Here is a 22,500-nt window from a genome sequence, read left to right as displayed (position 1 = left end):
GCCCTGTACACGCACAAGGCGCTGTTCTTCCGCGACCAGCACCTGGACCACGCCGCGCACGTCGCCTTCGCGCAGCGCTTCGGCCCGCTCGCGGTACGCGCCCGGATCCAGGACACCGAGGAGCTCAACCCGTTCCCGCAGATCCTGACGATCTCCCCGCAGCTCGACAAGAGGCTGGTGGGCGCCGACTACGAGGCGGTGTTCCGCAGCAAGTGGGTGTCCAGCATCAGCGGCTGGCACGTCGACGCCTCGCAGGTGGTGAACCCGCCGGCGATCGCGTTCCTGCGCGCGGACGCGGTCCCGCCGTTCGGCGGTGACACGCACTGGACGAACCTGGTGGCCGCCTACGAGGGCCTGTCCGAGCCGATCCGGAACATGATCGACGGGCTCCAGGCCCTGCACACCTTCTGGCCGGCCCAGCAGCTGGACCCGCGAAACCCCGTCGAGAAGAAGGCACTCGACATGATCGGCAACGAGCGGGAGGCCGTGCACCCGGTGGTGCGCGTGCACCCCGAGACCGGCGAGAAGGCGCTGTTCGTCAACCCCTCGCGTACCGCCCGCATCCTGGGCATGAACCCGGTCGAGAGCCGCCGGATCCTCGACCTGCTCTTCGAGGAGCTGACCCGGCCGCAGTACACCTGCCGGTTCGCCTGGGAGCCGGGATCGGTCGCGGTGTGGGACAACCGGTCCACCGCGCACCTGGCCGCCGCCGACATCGACCACCTCACCGAGGAGGGCCACGTCCGCATCATGCACCGGACGTCGACCGTCGGTGACACCCCCGTCGGCCCGGACGGCTTCACCTCGTACGCGCTGGCGGGCGTGCCGCTGGTCGAGCCGAAGACGGACAACGACGAGGCGTCCGCGCAGGAAGCCCAGTGAGCACGGCCCGGACCGCGGTCGCGGCCGCGGCGCCGGCGCTCGTCCCCGGGTCGCTGACCCGGGCGACCGACGCCGCCGCGGTCTTCGACCGCTACCCGCAGTACCGGGCCGGAATGCGCTGGGTGGAGGAGTTCGTCACCCAGCCGCACCCCGACCTGGGCCGGTCCGGGGCGGTCTGTCCGCGGCTCGCGCCCGCCATCCGCGCCAACACGGTCTGGCTGGTCGCGCTCACCGTGCACGCAACGACCCCCGCCGACGCCGCCGAGGCAGGCCGGCTGCTGCTCGACCTGTTCGAGGAGGTCGCCGCCGGGCCGCACTGGTCGACCGCCGCCCTGCTCGGCTTCTTCCCCGGCCTGCCGGGCGAGCAGGCGGCCGGCTTCATCGACGGCGGGCACGGCCTGATGCGGCCCGAGGCCGTCGAACGCGGCCTGATGCTCGGGGAGTTCCACGCGCACAGCACCGTCGGCGGTGTACACAACCGGGCGTTCCCAGTGATGCAGTGCCCGGAGCCGATGTTCGCCGTCCGTGCCATGACCCCCCACGACCTGCTGTTCGCCGATCAGCCCGGCACCTCGCCGGCCGACCGGCTCAGCTACCTCCTGGCGTACCAGCGGCACATCGGCCCCCGGCTCAGCGTTGCGGCGCAAGACGGCCTCGAAGCCAAGGTGAGTGCCGCCCGTCAAGCACTTTCATCGGGAGAGTCATCGTGACCCTGCATCCCCCGGCCGCCCTCGCCGGGCCCACGCTCGCCGCGGCTCTGGAGACTGCCTACCACGAACACCGGACCTCGGACGCGGTCGTCACCGCGTCCGGGTCGCTGACCTACCAGGACCTGGCGAAGAAGGCACACGCCGTCGCCGCCGGCGTGCGTGCTGCGGGCCTGGCCCCGTCGTCCCCGGCGGGGCAGGCCCCCATCGTGGCCGTGGTCCTCGAGCGCTCGCCCGAGTTCGTCGCCACTGTGCTGGGCGTGCTCGCCGCCGGGGCCGTGTACCTGCCGCTCGACCCGGACGCGCCGGACGCCTTCCTGCGCGACGTGTTCGCCGAGGCCCGGCCGGCGCTGGTCGTCACCACCGCCGACCGGGCCGCCCGGCTGCGCGAGCACACGACCGCGCCGGTACGGGCGTACCAGGACCTGACCGCTCAGCAGCCGGCGGCTCCGGCCACGGACGCGGCCACCGACCCTTCCCAGCCGGCGTACGTGATCTACACCTCCGGCTCGACCGGCGCGCCCAAGGGCGTGCTGGTCCCGCACAGCGCGCTGCTGAACTCCACAGCGGCGCGCGCCGACCGGTTCGGCGCGGCCGGCCGGGTGCTGCTGCTGCACTCGCCGGCGTTCGACCTCACCACCGGTGTCCTGTTCTGGACGCTGCTGACCGGCGGCACCCTGATCATCGACCCGGTCGGCCTCACCGACGTCGCCCGGACCGTCGACCTGGTGCACGAGCACCGCGTCACGCAGCTGATCTACCCGGCGTCGCTGTACAGCGTCTTCCTCGATCGCGCCGTGAGCCGGCCCCCCACCACCCTCAAGGCCGTCGGCGTCGGCAGCGAGCGGTGGAGCCCCGTGGTGATCGAGCGGCACGCCCGCCTGCTGCCGGACACCTCCCTGTTCAACGAGTTCGGCCCGACCGAGGCGTGCGTCGTCTCCAGCTACGGCCTGGTCTACGACGCCGCGACCGGGCAGCAGACGCCGATGACCATCGGCCGGCCGGTACGCAACACCGGCTACCTCCTCCTCGACGCGGACGGCCGGCCCACCACCGGCAGCGGCGAACTGGTCATCACCGGCGCCAACCTCGCGCTCGGCTACCTCAACCGCCCGGAACTGACCGCCGAGCGGTTCGTCACCGTCGACGGCGAGCGCGCCTACCGCACCGGTGACCTTGTCCAGCAGGACCCCTCCGGCTCCTTCGTGTTCCTTCAGCGCGCCGACCGGCAGGTGCAGGTCGGCGGGCACCGCGTGGAACCGGGCCACGTCGAGTCCGTGCTGATGGAGCACCCCCGCATCCTCCAGACCCACGTCACCGCACGTGCCGCCGCCTCGGCCTGCGGGTCGACCTCGCTCGTTGCCTACCTGGTGCCGGTGCCGGTGCCGGTGCCGGCGGCGGAGGCGGGCCCCGGCCCGTCGGCTCCCGCCTCCGGCGCGGACGGTGCCGACGAGGCGTCGCTCCTCGCCGACTGCGACCGCTATCTGCGCGAACGGGTTCCGGCGTACCTCGTCCCCTCCGCGTACGTCGTGATCCACGAACTGCCCCGGACCGCGGCCGGGAAGATCGACCAGGCGCGGCTGCCCGACCCGGCCGCCGCCCCGGCCGGCGCCCGGCCGGCAAACGCCCTGGAAGAGCAGCTGGCGGCCGCGGCCGCGGCCATCCTCGGCGTGCCGGACGTCCCGGTGGACCGGTCGCTGCTGATGCTGGGCGCGAACTCGCTGGTCCTGATCCAGCTCGCCGCCGTCGTCGCCGGCGAGCACGGCGTCGACCTCCCGGTCAGCGCCCTGTTCGCCACCCCGACCATCACCGACATCGCCGCCCTGGTCCGTGCCGGGGCCCCGTCCGACCGCCCGCGGATCCAGCCCGGCACCGCGCCCACCGAGACCGGACCGGACGGTGCCGCCGGCTACCCGCTCAGCGGCCAGCAGGAGCAGATCTGGGTCCTGACCCAGCTGACCCCGGACGCGCTCGCGTACAACACCCAGTTCTCCCTGCGGATGCACGGCCCGGTGGACATCACCGCGCTGCAGCGGGCGCTGTCGCACATCGTGGCCCGGCACGAGATCCTGCGCTCCACCTTCCACGACGGATCCAACGGGCCGATCCAGGTCGTCCACGAGCCCTGGCAGGCGAAGGTCGAGGTCGTCGACCTCACCGGCCTGCCCGAGCAGGACCGCGACGCGGAACTCACGGCCCGCATGCGCACCGAGGTCGCCGTCGGCTTCGACGTCGCCACCCTGCCCCTGGTGCGCTGGAACCTGTTCCGGCTCGCCCCCGACGAGTGGCGGCTGCTGCAGGTCGAGCACCACTTCGCGCACGACGGCTGGTCCGCCCAGCTGTTCCTGGCCGAACTCCGCGACGCCTACGACGCGATCGTCGCCGGCCGGCAGCCGCAGCTGCCGGTGCTGCCCGTGCAGTACCGGGACTTCGCCGCCTGGCACCACGCCTGGCGCAGCAGCGGCGACTACACCGACCAGGTCGCGTACTGGCGTCACGAGCTGTCCGGCTGCCCCCGCGACGGCGCGACATTCGCCGCGGACCGCTCCCGTCCGGCGGCCCGGTCCTACCGCGGCGGCCGGCTGAGCGCGCACATCCCGGCCGAGGTCATGAACGGCCTTGACGAGCTGGCCGCCCGGCACGGGGTCAGCCGTTTCGCGGTGTTCCTGTCGGCGTTCGCGCTGCACGTGTGGCAGCACACCGGCGAGGAGGACATCGTCCTCGGGTCGGCGCTGGTCAACCGCCGCCAGCCCGGCACCGACCGGCTCCTCGGGATGTTCGTCAACGCGCTTCCGCTGCGCGTGCGCATCGACCCGGACGGTTCGCTGAGCGAGCTCCTGCGCGCGACGATGAACGTCGTGCTCGGCGCGCAGGACCATCAGGAACTGCCGCTGCTCGACCTGCTGGCCCGCCTGGACCTGCCGCGCGACCCCGGCCGGAACCCGCTGTTCAACCTGATGTTCGCGTTCCACGACACTCCCCGGCCGCACCTGCAGATGGGGCCGGTGCAGGCGAGCCTGGTCATCGAGCACAACGCGTCCGCCAAGGGCGACATCAACGTGGTGTGCGTACCCGACCCGCGCCTGCCCGACGGGAACGGAGGCGGCGGGATGACCATCCTGTGGGAGTACGACACCGACCTGTTCGACGCGGACACCGCTCGCGAACTCCTCGACGGGTTCGAAACGGTGCTGGGCCTGCTGTCACGCGCGGCCGACGAGCCGGTCCGCGGACTGGACCTGCTGGGTGCCGCGCAGACGCAGCAAGTCCTGGCCATGAGCACCGGCCCGGCCGACGAGGTGCCGTTCGGCACTCTGCACGCCGGCTTCACGGCCGCGGTGGCCGACCGCCCGCACGCGGTCGCCCTCGAGCACGCCGGCTCGTCGTGGACGTACCGTCAGCTCGACCGGCACGCCCAAGACCTCCAGCAGCGCCTCACCGAGGCGGGCCTGACGGCCGGCGCGGTCGTCGCGATCACCTGCCCCGCCGGCCTCGGCCTGGTCGCGGCGATCCTGGCCACGCTGCGGGCCGGCGCGCTCTACGTGTGCATTGACCCGGCGCAGCCCCCGGCCCGCACCAGCGCGATGTACGAGGACGCCGCCCCGAGCGTCGTCGTCGCCGACCGCACCGCCCTGACCGGTACGGCGCCGTCCGGCGCGCCCGCGGGTGTGCCCGTGGTGTACGCCGACGACCTGCCCGACGGCACGGCACCGGACACCGGCGCCCCCGCCGACGCGGACGTCCGTCCGACCGACGGCGCGTACCTCGTCTACACCTCGGGCTCCACCGGGACCCCGAAGGCGGTCCTGACCAGCCACGCCAACGCGTGCACCGCGGTCCACGCCCGTACCAGGTACCTCCAGGCGGCGGGCACGGACTCCGATGCGCCGGTCAAGACCCTGATCACGCTTCCGGTGATCTTCGACGTCGCACCGCACATGATGCTATGGACGCTGTGGTCGGGCGGCACCATCGTGCTCCCGGACACCGTCGACCACGCCCGGGACCCCGACCGCATCCGTGCGCTCATCGAGCGGTGCGAGGTCACGCACGTCAACTTCACCGCCTCGTTCTACCGGCAGCTCGTGCGGACCCTGCCGGCCGGCTGGCAGTCGCGGCTTCGGGTGGTGGCGATCGGCGGCGAAGCGTGCAGCCCGGACGACATCCGCGAACACGCCGTCCGCGTGCCCGACGCGGCCCTGGACAACGAGTACGGCCCGACCGAGGGCACCGTCTGGTGCTCCGCCGAGCGCCTGCACCCGGCGGCCCCCGGCGCGGGGACGCGGGTCAGCGTCGGTGGGCCGCTGGCCAACTACCGCATGGTGGTGCTGGATCCGGACGGGCGCCTTCTGCCCGCCGGCGCGGTCGGCGAGCTGTACATCGGCGGCCCCGGGGTGGCCGTCGGCTACCACCGCCGCCCCGAGCTGACCGCTCAGCGGTTCCTTGTCCCGGCGGCCGGACCGCTCGCGGGGCAGCGCCTGTACCGGACCGGTGACCGGGTCCGGCTGCGGGCCGGGAGGTTCGAGATCCTCGGACGCCTCGACGACCAGGTGAAGATCCGCGGGTTCCGCGTGGAGCTCGGCGAGGTCACCGCCTGCCTGCTGCAGCACCCCGACGTCGCCGACGCCGCGGTGCTGCTGAGGGAGTCCGGTGGTACGCAGCGCCTGATCGCGTACGTCGCCGCCCCGGCCGGCCGCGCCGTCGGTCCGGAGCACCTGCGGGAGTGGGCGGCACAGCGGCTGCCCTCGTACATGCTTCCGGCCTCCTTCGTGCTCATGGACCGGCTTCCGCGTACGTCCACCGGGAAGATCCAGGCGTCGCAGCTGCCGCAACCGCCGCAGCAGACCGGTTCGGGCCCGGCGGCCGAGCCGGAGACGCCCCGTCAGCACCTGCTGCTGCAGGTGTGGCGGGACACCCTCCAGCAGCCGCGCACAGGCCTCGACGACGACTTCTTCGCCTGCGGCGGCGACTCGCTGCAGGCGATCCGGGCCGCCGCCCGGGCCCGGGCCCTCGGTGTGGACGTGAGCGTCGCGGATCTGCTGACCGCACCGACCGTCCGCGCCCTGGACCACCTGATCACCCACCGCCCCGACAGCGACGTCGTGGCGGTGACCGAACGCCGTCCGGGCGGGACCGTGCTGCCGCTCACGGCGATCCAGGCCTGGTTCTTCGACCAGCGGTTCGCCGACCCGGACCACTTCCACCAGGCGCGCCTGTTCGAGATGGCCGACGACGGCGACCCGGAGACCCTGCGCGCGGCGCTGGGCTGGGTGATCCGCCGTCACGACGCCTTCCGTACCCGGTTCACCCGCGACGGGGACACCTGGAGGGCCGTCCTCGACGAGGAGCCGGCCGGTGACCTGCTGAGCGAGCACACGGTGCCGGAGGGCGAGCAGCCGCTCGACGCCCTGCTGCGCGGTCTGCACCGTCGGATCGACATCGCGGGCGGCCGGCTGGCGGACTTCGCGCTGGTGCGCGACCCGGGCAGCTGCCGTACCTGGGTGTACCTGATCGCGCACCACCTGATCGTCGACGTGGTGTCCTGGCAGATCCTCACCGACGACATCGAGTGGGCCCACCGGGCGCTGCGGGAGGGCCGGGACCTGCCCGACGGCGCGGCACCGGGCATCCCCGCCGAGGCCACTGCGCCACCCGCCCCCGAGACGCACTGGGAGACGCTGGCCAAGGCGCACAAGCCGGTGCTCTGCGGTGCCGGGACGGCCGCCGCGGCGGCCGGGGCCGCAGACCGGATCCGGGTGAGCTCCCGCCTGTCGCACCGGGTCGCCACGTACCTGGGGCAGGAGACCCGCCGGCTGCACGACATCGGCGCCCAGTCGGTCCTGCTGGCGGCGCTGCACCGCGCGCTGGCCCCGCACAGCGACGGCCCGGACCTGTACGTGTGGCTGGAGGGGCACGGCCGGACCCAGTCCGGCGAGGGCGGCCTGGAGAACGCGGTCGGCTGGCTGACCTCGCTCTACCCGGCGCTGCTCACCGACCTCGATGCGGACCCGGCTCGCCTCGTCGACGCTGCGGCCGCCGTCGATCGGCAGCTCGCCGCGGTCCCGGACGCCGGTACCGGCTTCGGCCGGGCGCGTTACCTGCACCCGGACCTGCCGCTCGGCCGGCAGCTGGGCTCCGTCGCATCGCCCCAGGTCACGTTCAACTACCTCGGGGGGCACCAACTGCCCGCTGGCGGCTACGTGCTGAGGCCGGCCGCAGCTTTGGAGCAGGCGACCATCGCCGCCGCCAACGTGCTGCCGACCCCGCTCGACGTGACGGTCGCCCCGGCCGCGGACGGCACGCTGACCTGCCGGCTGTCCGTCGACCCGGCGCTGCTGTCCGCCGAGGAGGCGGCGCAGGTCGCCGACCGGTTCGCCGCCGAGGTGGAGCGCGCCGCCCGGATGGTCCCGCTCACCACCGCGCCGGTCGACCGGCCCGCGCGCACGCTGTTCATGATCCACCCGGTCGACGGGCGGATCGACTGGTATGCGCCGCTCGCCGGTGTGCTCGGCCGTGGCTGGGACTGCTACGGCCTGCCGCACGACCACACCTGCCAGAGCACGACGATGCAGGCGCTGGCCCGCCGCTACCTGGACCAGATCCGTGCGGCGAAGCCCTCCGGCCCGTACACCCTGGCGGGCTGGTGCATGGGTGCGCCGCTGGTCTACGAGATCGCGCGCCAGGCACACACGGACGGCGACGGCGACCGCATCGACGACCTGATCGTGATGGACCCGACGCCGGCCGAGCCGCCGGCGAACCCGGACGCCGCCCTGGTCGACCACGCGCACGTCGAGCTCCCGCACCAGACGAAGCCCGCGATCGCCGAGGCGCTCGCCGCGACCCGGCAGCTGCCGATCCCGCAGCGTGCCGCGGCGCTCGTCGACCTGCTCGGCCCGGCCGGGCCCAGGGCCTTTGACCACCAGCTGCTCGGCAAGCTGCGGATGCGGCTGAGCTTCCACGCGGCGATGGACGCCTGGCAGCCCACCGGGCAGGTGCCGCGGCTGACGATGTGCCTGCCCGAGGCCGTCACGGCGGGCCACGAGAACGCCCCCGAGGGCTGGCGTCCGCTGGGCGCCACCGTGGCCGTCACCACGATCCCGGGCGACCACGTCAGCATGCTCAGCGCCGGCGAACTCCACCAGGCCGTGGACCCGGCGGCCGCCGGCCGTCCGCAGCACACCGAGGAGGGCTCGTGACCACGACACCCGAGGTCCGCGCGCTGCGCCCCGGTATCTGGCCCGCCACGGCCGAACAGGGCCCGGACGGGGTGCTGATCATCGGCGGCGTACCGGTGACGGACATAGCCGAGCGGTACGGAACACCCGCGTACGTCTTCGACGAGGCCGACTTCCGGGAACGCTGCACCACCTTCCGTGAGGCGTTCCACGACTTCGACGTCTACTACGCGAGCAAGGCGTTCCTCACCCGCACCAGCGCCCGCATCGCCGAGGAGACCGGCCTGAGCCTGGACGTCTGCACGGAGGGCGAACTCGCCTACGCCAAGGCCGTGGACTTCCCGGCCGAGCGCATCCTGCTGCACGGCAACAACAAGTCGCAGGCGGACCTGGCCGCGGCCCTCGCGTACGGGGTCGGGCGCATCGTCGTCGACTCCGCCGAGGAACTCGACCGGCTCGAGGAACTGGTGCCCCGTTTTCCCGGCAGCAGGCCCGGAGTGCTGCTGCGGGTCACGGTGGGCGTGCAGGCCGACACTCACGCGCACATCGCCACCGCGCACGAGGACCAGAAGTTCGGTTTCTCACTGGTCAGCGGCGACGCCGAGCAGGCGGTGCGCCGGGTGGCGGACAGCGGCCTGCTCGAACTGCGCGGCCTGCACAGCCACATCGGCTCGCAGATCCTCGGCACGGCCGGCTTCGAGGCCGCCGCCAAGCGGCTGGCCGAGCTGCGGGCCCGGCTGGCCCAGGACGGCATCGAGCTGCCCGAGCTCGATCTCGGCGGCGGCTTCGGCATCGCCTACACCGAGCACGACGTGCCCACTCCGGCCAAGGAGATGGCCGACAACCTGCGGACCGTGGTGGAGAAGGAGTGCGCCGCGCTCGGGGTGTCGATGCCGCGCCTGGCCATCGAGCCGGGCCGCGCCATCGCAGGTCCGGCGGGGGTGACGCTCTACCGGGTCGGCACGGTCAAGCACCGTGCGGGCATCCGCACCTTCGTCGCGGTCGACGGCGGCATGAGCGACAACGTGCGCACCGCGCTGTACGACGCCACGTACTCCGTGCAGCTCGCGGGGCGCGTCTCGGACGCACCTCCCGCGCTGGTCCGCGTCGTCGGCAAGCACTGCGACGCCGGCGATGTGGTGGTGCGCGAGGACCACCTGCCCTCCGACGTCCGGGCCGGCGACCTGCTGGCGGTGCCGGGCACCGGCGCGTACTGCCGCAGCCTCGCGCACAACTACAACCAGATCCCGAGACCGCCCGTGATCGCGGTGGCCGAGGGCCGGGCGCGCGAGATCGTGCGCCGCGAGACGGTCGAGGACCTGATGCGCCTCGACGTCGGCTGATCACCGACCCGCCACGGCGGCCCCCGGCCGCCGTGGCGGCAGCCACCTGCCCCCAGTCGTGCCAGCAAGGAGCCACGATGACCAAACAGCGTCCCCAGGATGCGTACACCAACAGCATCGAGTCGCCGACGTACCAGAGCGCCTCCTACTACTTCAACAACGCCGACCACGTGAAGGACGGCCTGCACGACAGGTCCGTGCCGGCGGGGCGCTACGGCCGGTACTCCAACCCCACCTGGATCGAGGTGGAGAACAAGCTCAGCGAACTCAGCGGCGCCGAGAGCTCCTTGGTCTTCGCCTCCGGCATGGCCGCGCACGTCACCGCGTTCCTCGCGCTGCTCGAGGCGGGCGACGAGGTGGTGCTGCCGTCCGAGTCGTACCGGCAGGTGCGCAACGTCTTCCACCACATCCTGCCGAAGTTCGGCGTCGTGGTGCACGAGTTCTCCATCCGGGACTCCGAGGCGTTCGTCGAGAACGTCGCGGCGCTGCGCGGCCGGATCAAGCTTGTCCACCTGGAGATGCCCTCCTCGCCGCACATGTACCTGATCGACGTGGCGCGCGTGCGGGCGGCCGTCGGGCCGGACGTGATCCTCACCCTGGACAGCTCGTTCTCGCCGCCGCCGAACTACTACGCGCTGCAGTGGGGCGTGGACCTGGTGCTGTTCAGCGCCACCAAGTACCTCAGCGGACACGGCGACATCGTGGCGGGGGTGGCCTCGGGCCGCGAGGAACTGATCGAGAAGCTGCGCTGGTACCGGGACACGACGGGACCCATCGTCGACGGCAACACCGCCTTCCTGCTGCGCCGCAGCCTCTACACGCTGCTGCTGCGCATGGAGCGGGTCAACGCCATGGGCCTGGAGGTCGCGCGTTTCCTGGAGGGACACCCGGCCGTCGACCGCGTCTACTACAACGGCCTCGAGTCGCACCCGCACTTCAAGCTGGCGCAGCAGTACCTGAACGGCTTCGGCGGGGTCATCACCTTCGAGCTCAGGATGAGCGAGGAGCAGACCGCCGAGGTCGTCGACCGGCTGCGCGTGCCGTTCATGGCCTCGAACTTCGGCGCACCGCACACGCTCGTCGAACAAAGCACGTTCTTCACCTACTTCGAGTACTCCGACGACGAGCTGGTGAGCATCGGGGTCCCGCGCGGCACCGTGCGGCTGGCCCTCGGTTACAGCAACGAGGTCGCGGACGTCATCAAGGACCTCGACCAGGCGCTGTCCCATGTCTTGTCCGGGGCTGGGGGTTCCGCCGTTTCCTGAGCCATGGGCAGCCCACGCCGCTTTGTTGCGGCGGTCCGCGCGGGCGCGGCGGCCGGCGCCTGCGGCGCAAGGTCCGGGCGGGGTGCAATTCGCCGCCCAGCGGGCGAACGTGTGCGGTGCGGTACCATCTCGTATGGCGTAATGGAAGTCAGCGCCTGTGCAGCACCGTGCAGGTTGGGTCTGTGGTTACCTCGCTGCCGATTCGGCCGCGCACGCGAGCACTGTCCCGCCGGGTGTGCCCGCTCTCAGTTTCCGGAGAGCGCATTCTTCCGACTGTGCGCTACCGCGCGGCGACAATCTGCACTGCCCGCACGAGCCTCGCCAATTTCACCGGTATTGGTTTGCAGGCTCCTTTCTGGAGACGACGTGAAAATCCTCCCCGAAATCTCTCGTACGCTGAGTGAGTACCTCCTCATCCCCGGCCTGACCACAGAGGACTGCACGCCGGACAATGTGGATCTCGGGGCGCCGCTGGTGCGTCACCAGGTCGGCGAGGAGTCGGCCGTCCGGATCGCCACCCCCATGGTGAGCGCCATCATGCAGGCGGTGTCCTCGCCGACGCTGGCGGTGGCCCTGGCGCAGGTCGGTGGGCTGTCGTTCATCCACCAGAACCAGCAGATCGAGGACCAGGCCGCGGACGTCCTCGCGGTGAAGCGGCACAAGGCCGGCTTCCGCACCAGCGAGGTCACCGTGGCGCCGCAGACGCCGCTCGGCGAAGTCACCCGCCAGCTCTCGGAGGCCGAGCAGGGCGTCGCCGTGGTCACGCAGAGCGGCGAGACGGACAGCGAGTTCCTCGGCATCATCAGCCTCGACGACTTCCACCTGGAGCGGCACGGGGCGTCCGAGACCGTCGGCAACCGGATGCGCGGCCGCGACACCCTGGTCACCGCCGAGGCCTCGGTCACCCTGTCCGAGGCCAACGAGCTCATCTGGCAGCACCACCTGGACGTACTGCCGGTCCTCGAGGACGGCCGGGTCGTCTCCCTGGTCCTCAAGCGGGACTACCAGTCCCACAAGACCTACCACCGGGCGTCGGTGGACGGCGAGAAGCGTCTGCGCGTCGGCGCCGGCATCAATTCGCGGGACTTCAAGGACCGCATTCCCGCCCTGGTGGAGGCCGGCGCGGACGTGCTGTGCCTGGACTCCTCCGACGGTTTTTCCGTGTACCAGGCGAGGACCCTCGAATTCGCCCGGGAAAAGTATGGTGACGATGTTTTTGTCGGTGCGGGGAACGTCGTCGACGGCCGCGCCTTCCGTTATCTGGCCGACGCGGGCGCGGCGTTCGTGAAGGTAGGCATCGGCGGCGGCGCCATCTGCACCACGCGGGCCCAGAAGGGCATCGGCCGCGGGCAGGCCTCCGCCCTGCTCGCCGTGGTCGAGGCGCGCGACGCCTACGCCCAGGAGACCGGGGTGTACGTGCCGCTGTGCTGCGACGGCGGTCTGCTCAACGACTCGCACATGGCGATGGCCCTGGCGATGGGCGCGGACTTCATCATGCTCGGCCGCTACTTCGCCCGGCTCGACGAGAGCCCCTCGCGCAAGCTGCAGATCGGCGGCCAGTGGTACAAGGAGTACTGGGGCGAGGGCTCGCGGCGCGCGCAGAACGCAGCCCGCTACGGCCAGCGCGGCCAGATGGTCTTCGAGGAGGGCGTCGACGGCTACGTCCCCTACGCGGGCAGCCTGTACGACAACGTGGAGCGCACCCGGGCGAAGCTGATCTCCACCATGATCAGCTGCGGGTCGACGACCCTGCGGGACTTCCACCGGGACGCGGTGCTGGTCCCGGTGTCGGCGGAGTCGTTCAAGCAGACCGGCGCCGAGATCGAGGTACGCCGGCCCGCCATCGACGCCGGCGAGTAAGCCGGACGGCCCCGCGCCCTCGGCCTCAGTGCCGAAGGCGCGGGGCCGTCCGCCGTCTACTCGGCGCGCCGCAGCAGGCACGTGGCGTACTCCTGGGCGGCCGGCGGGACGGCGAGGGCGGGATGGAGTGCCGCCGTGCTGGCGTCCCGCCACAGCCGCGACAGCGCGCCGGTACCGCTGGTGGCGCGTACCCCCGCGCTGTGGAAGAGGACTTGGACGGCTTCGTTCAGGAGCCCGGCGGCGGTGACGTGGTCGCGGCGGCAGCGGGCGGCGAGCAGCGCGGTGAGCACGTCGGGCTCGTCGCAGGTACGGGCCGCCCGGCGCAGCAGGAGGTCCGCCGCGTCGATCTTCCCGGAGGCGGTCGCCAGCGCCGCATCGCTGTCGCGCAGCGAGCCCGCCGACGGGTGCCGGCTCGCGGCCGCGGTCCACGCGTTCAGCGCCGCGCGCGCGGCACCGAGCAGGGGAACGGCGAACAAGAGCCCGCTGATCGCCCCGTGCGGCACGCGGTAGCAGTCCCCGTCCGCGGGCGGGTCCGCGGCCGTGAACAGCTGCTCGCGGGTGAAGGAGTGGTCGTCGGGGACGAACACCTCCGTGTCGAGGACGAGGGTGTCGCTGCCGGTGCCGCGTAGGCCGACCGCGCCGCTCCAGGTCGGCTCGGTGGTCCACGCCGAGCGGGGCACGAGCAGGAACTGCGGGCCAGGGGCGCCCTCGGGCACGGCGGACAGCAGGGCCCACCGGGCGTGGTGGACCCCGCTGCAGAAGGGCCACCGTCCGGACAGCAGCCATCCGCCGCGGGTGGGCCTGGCGGTGCCGGCCGGCTGCAGGGTGCCGGCGATGGGCACGTTAGGGCCGTGCGCCCACACGGCCTTCTGCCCGGCGGAGGGCAGGTAGGCGGCCATCCGGCTCATGGAGGTCATGACCGCGGCGCACCATCCGGTGGACGGGTCGGCCTCGGCCAGGCGGAGCAGCGCGGGCAGGCAGTCGTCGAACCGTCCCGCGGCGCCGCCGAAGGCCCGGGGGACGAAGTGGGCCAGCAGACCGGTGCCGGTGAGGGCCTCGGCGACGGCGTCGGGCAGCCGGCCGGCCCGGTCGGTATGGGGGGCGTGCTCGGCGGCGGACAGCGAGGCGGCCTCGACCTCGAGCACGGGCGGGGAGGGCATGAGCGTCATCTGAGCGGGCCTAAAGGGGTTCGGGTGGCGGTGCACACGGGGGGGCCTAGGACTGTGGCTGGAGGATGACGGTGGGGATCGGGCGCTGGGTGGACTGCTGGTAGGTGTCGTACGCGGGCCACAGGCCGCTCATCAGCTTCCACAGGAGCAGGTGCTCCTCGCTGGTGGCGGTGCGGGCCTGCACGGTGAACTGCTGGTCGCGGACCTGGATGAGGGCCGTGGGGTGCTGCTGGAGGTTGAGGTACCAGTCGGGGTGGTTATCGGCGCCGAGGTTGGAGGCGACGACGACGTAGGCGTCCTGGTGGCGGCCGTAGATGACGACGGTGCGGCGCGGCAGACCGCTGCGGCGGCCGACGGTGGTCAGCAGCAGGGTCTCGGCGCCCTTCCAATCGTGGCCCTCGGCTCCGGCAGTGGCGGCGTACTGGCGGGCGTGGTTGGCGATCCCGTTGACGCGGCTGTCGGTGGGGGCGATGGCGAACGGGTCCGGGGCGGTCACGGCAGGCACGGTTCCTTCTTCATCTGGCAGGGATACGGGGCACTTCGGACGACGCCGGCCCCGCAGGGTGCGGAGGATTCGGCGGTCCGTACGTCCACCGCAACCATCCGCACATGAATTTGGTGAGTTGCCGATTGACAATGCATCAGGAGATTACACCCGGCACCGCACCTCTGCCTGCCGCAGAGCGAATAATGAACCCGACACCGATCCGGACATACGGCGGAATCCCCCCGATTAACAGAAGCCAATGCCAGCGCCATTGCAGGAATGCGGCGGGGAAGCAGAAATAAAGTCGACTCATCCACTCCGCCCAGCCGCGGTGAATCACGAGACTGCACTGTGCGTTGAACCGATTCCAACCTACCCCCGATGTGATGATCATCACAGGACAGGCCCATCACTCTCACTGTGATCATGATGTTAGCTTGTGCCCAACTAGACCTATGGCCGGACAAATACCGGAGAACTCGAGGGCGCAAACGGGGATTTCCCAGGAATGGGGATTCCCCGATGGCTGCCGTACGGCGGCCTCATCCTCATCCCGTTCACCGGGCTTCAGTCGCGCCGGATCCTCAGGGCGGGCACTGGCGGCTTCGCCGGGACCGGAGACCTCGCCGGGGAGCTCGCAGCCGGCACTGCCCTGACCAGAGCCGGTCTTCCGGCCGCCGCTGCACTGGAAGGTTCGACATCATGACCTCGCGCCCACGCCCCCTGCTCGTCGGCGTCGACCGCTATGTCCTGCGAGCCTGCGGCAGGCGCGGCATCCCCGCCGTCGTCGTCTACGGCCCGTACTGGAGGGACAGCGGGCTCCCGGACCTCCCGGACTGCGTCACGCCCGTCTTCGTGGAGGACGAGTGCAGTGCCGAGGCGGTACTGACCGCGCTCAGCCGGGCCGGACTTGGCGAGGAACGCTACGCCTCCGTGACCACCACGAACGAGTACGCACTCGTCAACGTCGCCGTGCTCGCGCAGGCCCTCGGCTGCCCGGGGATCACCCCGGCCGTGGCGCTGCGCTTCCGGGACAAGTACCTCCAGAAGGAGGCCGTGCGGGCCCGGGGCATCCCCACCGCCCGGTCCCTCGTCCTGGAGGACATCCACGACGACGCCCTGCCCGAGCTGCCGTTCGCGGCGGGCGTCATCAAGCCCGTCACCGGAGCCGCGACCCGGCAGACCGCAACGGTACGCAGCACGGACGAACTGCACGAGACAGTACGCCGTTTCCGCACCGAGGCCCGCTCCGCGCGCACCTTCGTGGTGGAGGAGTTCCAGCAGGGCGACGAGTGGATGGTCGACGGTGTCGTCCACAACGGAAAGATCGTCTTCGCGTCGGTGGCCCCCTACACCCAGACCTGCCTGAGCACGGTCGAATCGCAAGCGCCGCTGCAGATACGCCGGTTCGACCCCGTCACGGACGCGTGGACCTTCGACCTCGCCGTTCCCGTGGCCCAGAACGCCCTGGAGGCGCTCGGCCTGACGGACGGCGTCTTCCACATGGAACTGTTCCACCACCAGGGCGAGGTGTACTTCAGCGAGTGCGGCGCGCGGCGGGGCGGCGCCCTCATGCACGAGCAGGTCGAGTGCAAGTTCGGCGTCGACCTCGGTGAAGCCGCGCTGTCGCTGGCGATCGGGGAGGAACCGGACGTGACGGTCAGCCTGCGCCCCGGCGTCGTAGGCAGCACCTACATCACGTCGCCCCCCGGCCTTCTCTTCGACGTGCCCTCGCACGACGAGGTCATGAGCCTTCCCGACGTCGAGTACGCCCTGCTCGGCCACCTGGTGGGTGCGTCCCTGCCTGCGGCGATCTCCGACACCACCAAACGCGTCGGCCAGGTCATGATCACGACCAGGACGCTCGAGGAGTTCCACAAGCGGTCGCAGGAGGTCCTGGCCTGGTTCGCCGACCGCATCACGATCATCCCGGCCGGCACCAAGGGCAGGGATCTGCACAGGATGCAGTCCGCCCTCGGCTACGACACCCGGCTCATGGCAAGCTACCGGCGCGAGGACGGCTGACGGCCGCACGGCCTCCGGACGCGGCGGCCGCCGCAACGGACACGAGGGGTGCCGGGGGCGTCGCCCTGGCACCCCTCCTGCCGTGCAACGCCCGCGCACGGCCCGGGAAACGACGCGACGCCCGGTCCGACCGAAGCCGGACCAGGCGCCGTTCATCAGGTCGGTCTCCGTACTGGCCCTGATCCCCGCCTGGTTAGCCGTCCAACGAGTGGGCACCACGTCCTCTCCGGCAAGGAGCTCGGACTGACGGCGCCTCTCCGCCCCCTGCAACCCACCCACCCGCCGCGGAGCAGCGACCCTGCACCTCGGCGCGCCACTTCAAAGGACGAGGAAACCCCTTTGTCAACCACCGACACGCCGCAGGCCCGGACGGCCACCCCTCGGCGCTTCCTGATGTGCCCGCCGCAGCACTTCGACGTGACGTACTCGATCAACCCGTGGATGGACCTGGCCAAGCCGGTGGACAGTTCGCTCGCCCACACCCAGTGGATGCAACTCAAGAACCTCTACGAGAGCCTGGGCCACACCGTCGAGGTGATTGATCCGCTTCCCGGCCTCCCCGACATGGTGTTCGCGGCGAACGGTGCAACCGTGATCGACGGCCGCGTCCTCGCCGCCAGGTTCCGGCACGTGGAGCGCACCGCGGAAGGCCCGGCGTACCTGTCCTGGTTCGTCAAGCACGGCTACGGCGACGTCCACTGGCCCGAACACATCAACGAAGGCGAAGGCGACTACCTGATGGTCGGGCGCACGGTGCTGGCCGGCGCCGGCTTCCGGACCGACCCCCACTCGCACGCCGAGGCCCAGGAGTTCTTCGGACTTCCGGTGATCGGGCTGACCCTGGTGAACCCCGAGTTCTACCACCTGGACACCGCACTGGCCGTCCTCTCCGACACCGAGATCATGTACTACCCCGAGGCCTTCACCCCTGGCAGCCAGAGCGTCCTGCGCGAGCTGTTCCCCGACGCCATCCTCGCAACGGCCGAGGACGCCGAGGTCTTCGGCCTCAATGCCCTCTCCGACGGCCGCCACGTCCTTCTCCCGGACGCCGCCGTGCACCTCAAACAACGCCTGAGGGAACGCGGATTCGAGCCGATCGGAGTCGACCTCACCGAACTCCTCAAGGCCGGCGGCAGCGTCAAGTGCTGCACGCTCGAACTTCGCTGACCCGAACAGTGTCGGAGCCCGGGTCGTCGGCGCAGGGCTCCGACAGCCCTGCGCCGAGCCCGCACAGCCCGGGCCCGCCGCCTGCGCGAGGAAGCCAAGAAGGCTCAGGCCCTGCGCCGGCAACGTTTCGCCCCCGCCACCACTCCCACGACCCCGCAGCGCCTGGACGCCGTGACGGCAGCCGAAGCCGACCACGAGCTCGAAGCAGCGGCCCACAGCGACATGACCACCCTTGCCCTGCCGGACCTCATCCCACCCGCGCCGCCACCCGAGGACTGGAACACTCCGGCCTCCCTACGGCCCACCGCAGACCAACACCGCGGTAACGGAGAGGAAATGCCGTCACCGGCCAGCTGCCGCCACGGGAGACCGACCACTACACGCAGCTGCCCGACGCCGCGGTCGTGACGACGCGCGCTGCTGACCGCCCGGGAGAACATCAGCGACACGATCGCAGCCCGAGCCATGATGTGCCTCCACGGTCTGGCCGGTGTCGGCAAGACCCTCGCCCCCAACGTCTGCTTGCGCGAGCTCGAGGGCACCCGGGGCGAGGAGGTCTGCCGGATCACCTTCTGGGCCCGCCCCACCGCCCGCCCGGTGCGCCACGAACTCTTCGCCGCTCTCGGTCTGCCAGGCGAACCCCCTCGTCATCCATCCGAGTTCGACCGGCTGCTCCTGGACTCCCTCGCAGCTCAGCCGCGCACCCTTGTCGTGGACGTGGCCCAGTGGCTCAATCGAGAGACGTTCGAGTACTTCCGGTTCGCCTGGGATAACCCGTACACGCAGATCGCGATCATCTTCGCCGTTGGTGAAGGCGCACACAGAGTGTTGCGGAAGGAGCCGATGCTCTCCTCCCGCATCTTCATCTGGCAGCACATCACTGCGATGTGCCGGTTTGGTGTCGGTGGGTGGGTGTCAGTGACGGCACGTCAGGTTGGGGTGCTTCCGCTGGTCGGGTGCTGAGGACGGGCAGGGTCACTGTCGTGGCGCGGTATCGGCAGTGGGCGCGGCTGTCACAGGCCGGTACACCACCCTCCGCTCCACCGTCTCGGGAACGGCACTTGTGATCCTTCGGAGGGCTGCGCGGCGGCACCGTGGTGGGCGTCGGTCGCCCGGCTTGTATCCGGTGAGGGCCAGGAACTGCTCGCCGCGTCAGGAGACCGTGCGCACCTGCTGAGCGTGGCGGAGACGGCCAGGCTGCGCCCGCCGCAACCGCCCGCGGGCCGCCGCCAAGGCCCGGCCGGCCGTGTGGAGCGGGACTGGCGCGAGCGGCAGGAGGCCGCGAGGTACGAAGCGATGCCTTCGCGGCGCTGAACACTCTGGCGCGTTCCGCCATGTGCCCGATCAATAGGGCAGGCTCATCCGATCGAGAAGTCGGCGAACTCCACGTCGCTGAAGACGATGTGCAGGCCGTGGGCGAGGCAGCCCCCAGCGCGGAAGTAGGCGTGCCCCAGCGCTCGGGCGAGGATCACCATCTGCTGTTGCTCGCCCGCGCTGGCGTCCCGGGCGGCGAACAGTTCCCGGTCTACCTCCCCCGGCAGGTACTGAGTGATCTGTGGGCTGCGACAGTAAACCGGCGGTCCCGGCGATGTGAGCGGACGGCTTTGCATGCCGTTTCAGCCTGTTTCGGCCAGGGATGTGGCTGGGCTCTGCCGTGGCTTGGGCGTGCATGACAGGGTGGGACCTTGTCGCAGCTGTTTCGGAAGGGGAGTAAGTGGTGGCCGCGCCATCGCAGTTGACCCGGATGCACCGTGTTCTGATCGGTGTGGTCGTGTCCGGTGCCGTGGTCATCGCCGGTATCGGTTTCGCCGGTTCCTATGCGGCGGTCCGTGAGTTGGCGGTCGAGAAGGGTTTCGGGGACTTCTCGTATGTGTTCCCGGTCGGTATCGACGCAGGTATCTGCGTGTTGCTGGCCTTGGATCTGCTGCTGACGTGGATCCGGATCCCGTTCCCGTTGCTGCGGCAGACGGCGTGGCTGCTGACGGCCGCCACCATCGCGTTCAACGGGGCGGCGGCCTGGCCGGACCCGCTGGGCGTGGGCATGCACGCGGTCATCCCGGTGCTGTTCGTGGTCGCGGTGGAGGCGGCCCGGCACGCGATCGGCCGGATCGCGGACATCACCGCCGACAAGCACATGGAGGGCGTCCGCCTGACCCGCTGGCTCCTGTCGCCGGTCCCCACGTTCCTGCTGTGGCGCCGTATGAAGCTGTGGGAGCTGCGCTCCTATGACCAGGTCATCAAGCTTGAACAGGAGCGCCTGGTTTACCAGGCGAGCCTCCGCTCCCGTTTCGGTCGTGCCTGGCGGCGTAAGGCCCCGGTTCAGTCGCTGATGCCGCTCCGCCTGGCCCGCTACGGCGTCCCCTTGGTCGAGACAGCCGCGGCCGGGCTGGCTGCCGCGGGCATTGACGAGCCGCCGATCCAGTTCAGAGTCGAGCGGACCTCGGTTCCGGCACAGCGGCAGAGCCCTGAGCTCGAGGCCGCCGTCGAGCCGGAGAAGGAACTGGAGAAGGTGGTCGGCGCAGAGCAGCAGCCGGGTGTGCAGGCGAGAGTCGCCCGCCCTGAGCAGCCGCATGGCCTTGGAGACGAGAGGAACGCCCAACACCTCGCAAGCGCCTATCAGTACTGGATGGCTGCGGTCGGAATCGAGCCCACCAGTGCGCAGTTCGCTCTGTGGCTGCAAGACCAGTACGGCATCGCCACCGCGGCCGGCAGGCCGCTGTCCGACGAGCAACTCCAACCCCTGCTGCGTCTCCTCAAAGAACGTCACACCCCCTCAGCCGAGAACGGCGCCGACCCCCAAGCCCCGCAGGACGCGGACGACGGGTGGGGTGACTACTTCTACAACGCCTGGCTCACCTACGCGCAGGAGCACGGGGCCTACCCCGATGCCGCCGCCCTCGCCACGTACGTCTACGAGCGGGACCAGATCACCGCCGGCAACGGCCGGCCCATCACGGGCGAGGACCTGGAGGGGTTCGTCGCCACCTTCCGGCAGCGTGAGTTCGCCGAGACGGAGCCGCCCGCTGACGAGGAAGCCACCAACCCCGCCGCACAGGTGCCTTCAGACGCCCCTCACCCACACGAGCACGAGGTTGAGGAGTCTCCGGCCGGCGCGGGCGCGCACTCAGCCAAGGAGAAGCGCAGTCCCAGGGTCAGCGCCGCCATCGAGGACCCGCCGGGCGAGGACGACGCGACCGGGGAGCCCGCCGCGCTCACCACCGTCGACCGCTACTACCTCGCCTGGACGGAGTATCAGACCGAGCACGGCGAGGAACCCAGAGCCGAGCAGCTCTCCGACTACCTTGCAACCAGCAAAGGCATGACCGGTCGCGGCGGAAAGCCGGTCAGCCCGTCCACCTTGCGCCGCTACCTCTTGCCGTTCCGTGTCTACAGCTTCTGGGCGGAACACCGCGTGCGCAACGAAGCCCCGTCGCTCGACGCCATTGCGCAGGAGTGCGCGGCCCACGGGATCACCGCGCAGCACAACAAGCCTCTCACCACCGGCTACATTGCCGAGCAGGCCGTCGACTTCGAGCGGCGCTGGCAGGCACTGACGCGCCACCACGCGCAGCGCCAGCAGTGACCAGCCGCGCCCTGCTCGCCACTGCGCACCAGTGATCCAGGCAGCGTCAACGGCCGCGCAATCGAGAAGCCGCAGGTCCACCCAGCATTGCGCAGCCCGGATGCCCATTGCGCAGCCACTGCACACAGCGGTGTGCGCACCCGACACCGAGACTGGAGGACACCCATGCGTGCCCTGCGCATTGCCCCCGACACCACCGTCACGGAACTCGACCTGCCCGAGCCAGGTGCGCACTCCGCGATCAGGGATCACATAGGAACGACCGGACCGGTTGATCAAGGCCTGTACCACCGACGGGCCCTCCTGCACATCCACGGAGACGGACGCACGATCGGGCTCGCGCAGAACATCGCCGCATGGGCCCTGGCGAGTACCTGGCGAGGCATCGCCCTGTACCCGATCCACGGGCCGGTCATCGTCACCGGACGCGCCCACGACGGGGGAGTGGCCGCCCTGGACGACGCCCTGGCCCGGCACGCGCACGCGGTTGCGCAGACCGTACGCGAAACGCTGGGGGAGTGGCGCACCCGGCCGCCCGCGTCCAACGAGGCGGCCCTGAGCGAACTGCTCGCCTACGCAGCTCGTGACGTCGTCCCTGGGAAGTAGCGCTCACCGCGCGGCCTTGCGTACCAACGACTACAGAGCCTTGCGTGCAGGGCCCGCCGGCGTGTGCCCACCGATTGCTGGGGGAACGCCGAATCCGGACCCGGTGCGCACTGACTGTGGAGCCGGTTGTTGCGCACTGCGCCGTATGCTGCCGAGCAGACCGGCCACGCTTGGTAGTCGCAGATGGCAGATTCGCCGCCGTGTGCTCGATCGTTCCACCCTGGTGCT

13 protein-coding genes are annotated in these 22,500 nt (G+C 71.2%); 11 read left to right on the top strand and 2 right to left on the bottom strand.

The features are described 5' to 3' along the window. The 6 genes from ACWGJ5_RS44455 to ACWGJ5_RS44430 all read left to right on the top strand — a co-directional run. Window positions 1-882 (top strand): TauD/TfdA dioxygenase family protein (locus tag ACWGJ5_RS44455; RefSeq protein WP_453315303.1); only part of this gene is annotated, 882 nt, incomplete at its 5' end. After that, entirely contained in the window at window positions 879-1,592 is a 714-nt protein-coding gene (locus ACWGJ5_RS44450; RefSeq protein ID WP_453315302.1) for a DUF6875 domain-containing protein, read from the top strand. The genes ACWGJ5_RS44455 and ACWGJ5_RS44450, both read left to right, overlap by 4 nt. Further along, window positions 1,589-8,788, top strand: coding sequence for an amino acid adenylation domain-containing protein (locus ACWGJ5_RS44445; RefSeq protein ID WP_453315301.1), 7,200 nt, complete (start codon window positions 1,589-1,591; stop codon window positions 8,786-8,788). The genes ACWGJ5_RS44450 and ACWGJ5_RS44445 overlap by 4 nt, the downstream gene beginning before the upstream one ends. Further along, a complete protein-coding gene (lysA, locus tag ACWGJ5_RS44440; RefSeq protein WP_453315300.1) occupies window positions 8,785-10,110 on the top strand; it encodes a diaminopimelate decarboxylase in 1,326 nt (441 codons plus the stop codon). The genes ACWGJ5_RS44445 and lysA overlap by 4 nt, the downstream gene beginning before the upstream one ends. Window positions 10,111-10,187: 77 nt before the next feature. Continuing rightward, window positions 10,188-11,375 carry a PLP-dependent transferase gene (locus ACWGJ5_RS44435; protein WP_453315299.1) on the top strand — a complete coding sequence of 396 codons (1,188 nt, stop codon included), beginning with the start codon at window positions 10,188-10,190 and terminating at the stop codon, window positions 11,373-11,375. 366 nt (window positions 11,376-11,741) lie between these two features. After that, window positions 11,742-13,235 carry an IMP dehydrogenase gene (locus ACWGJ5_RS44430; RefSeq protein WP_453315298.1) on the top strand — a complete coding sequence of 498 codons (1,494 nt, stop codon included), beginning with the start codon at window positions 11,742-11,744 and terminating at the stop codon, window positions 13,233-13,235. A gap of 56 nt (window positions 13,236-13,291) precedes the next feature. Here the strand turns inward: ACWGJ5_RS44430 and ACWGJ5_RS44425 are convergent, their stop codons facing one another. Further along, a complete protein-coding gene (locus ACWGJ5_RS44425; protein ID WP_453315297.1) occupies window positions 13,292-14,404 on the bottom strand; it encodes a hydrolase in 1,113 nt (370 codons plus the stop codon). A gap of 46 nt (window positions 14,405-14,450) precedes the next feature. Next, window positions 14,451-14,909, bottom strand: a complete 459-nt coding sequence (locus ACWGJ5_RS44420) for a nitroreductase family deazaflavin-dependent oxidoreductase (protein WP_453315296.1) — start codon at window positions 14,907-14,909, stop codon at window positions 14,451-14,453. A gap of 684 nt (window positions 14,910-15,593) precedes the next feature. Here ACWGJ5_RS44420 and ACWGJ5_RS44415 point away from each other — a divergent pair. From ACWGJ5_RS44415 to ACWGJ5_RS44395, 5 genes are all read left to right on the top strand, one after another. Beyond that, entirely contained in the window at window positions 15,594-16,916 is a 1,323-nt protein-coding gene (locus tag ACWGJ5_RS44415; RefSeq protein ID WP_453315295.1) for an ATP-grasp domain-containing protein, read from the top strand. 339 nt (window positions 16,917-17,255) lie between these two features. Next, a complete protein-coding gene (gene ddaH / locus ACWGJ5_RS44410; RefSeq protein ID WP_453315294.1) occupies window positions 17,256-18,083 on the top strand; it encodes a dimethylargininase in 828 nt (275 codons plus the stop codon). Between the two features lie 465 nt (window positions 18,084-18,548). Next, window positions 18,549-19,046 carry an AAA family ATPase gene (locus tag ACWGJ5_RS44405; protein ID WP_453315293.1) on the top strand — a complete coding sequence of 166 codons (498 nt, stop codon included), beginning with the start codon at window positions 18,549-18,551 and terminating at the stop codon, window positions 19,044-19,046. 781 nt (window positions 19,047-19,827) lie between these two features. Further along, complete coding sequence (locus tag ACWGJ5_RS44400; RefSeq protein ID WP_453315310.1) at window positions 19,828-21,666, top strand: DUF2637 domain-containing protein; 1,839 nt, start codon at window positions 19,828-19,830, stop codon at window positions 21,664-21,666. Window positions 21,667-21,831: 165 nt separating this feature from the next. After that, window positions 21,832-22,272, top strand: coding sequence for a hypothetical protein (locus ACWGJ5_RS44395; RefSeq protein ID WP_453315292.1), 441 nt, complete (start codon window positions 21,832-21,834; stop codon window positions 22,270-22,272). The last annotated feature ends 228 nt before the right edge of the window (window positions 22,273-22,500 follow it).

The sequence above is a fragment of the Streptomyces sp. NPDC054783 genome (genome assembly GCF_053611725.1).
This window is presented reverse-complemented; position numbering and strand designations above follow the sequence as displayed.

Excerpts from the sequence above, each read along its gene's own strand:
- ACWGJ5_RS44435 (WP_453315299.1), top strand. The coding sequence starts at position 10,188 with ATGACCAAACAGCGTCCCCAGGATGCGTACACCAACAGCATCGAGTCG.
- ACWGJ5_RS44415 (WP_453315295.1), top strand. The coding sequence starts at position 15,594 with ATGACCTCGCGCCCACGCCCCCTGCTCGTCGGCGTCGACCGCTATGTC.
- ACWGJ5_RS44400 (WP_453315310.1), top strand. The coding sequence starts at position 19,828 with ATGCACCGTGTTCTGATCGGTGTGGTCGTGTCCGGTGCCGTGGTCATC.
- ACWGJ5_RS44405 (WP_453315293.1), top strand. The coding sequence starts at position 18,549 with ATGATGTGCCTCCACGGTCTGGCCGGTGTCGGCAAGACCCTCGCCCCC.
- ACWGJ5_RS44395 (WP_453315292.1), top strand. The coding sequence starts at position 21,832 with ATGCGTGCCCTGCGCATTGCCCCCGACACCACCGTCACGGAACTCGAC.
- ACWGJ5_RS44425 (WP_453315297.1), bottom strand. The coding sequence starts at position 14,404 with ATGACGCTCATGCCCTCCCCGCCCGTGCTCGAGGTCGAGGCCGCCTCG.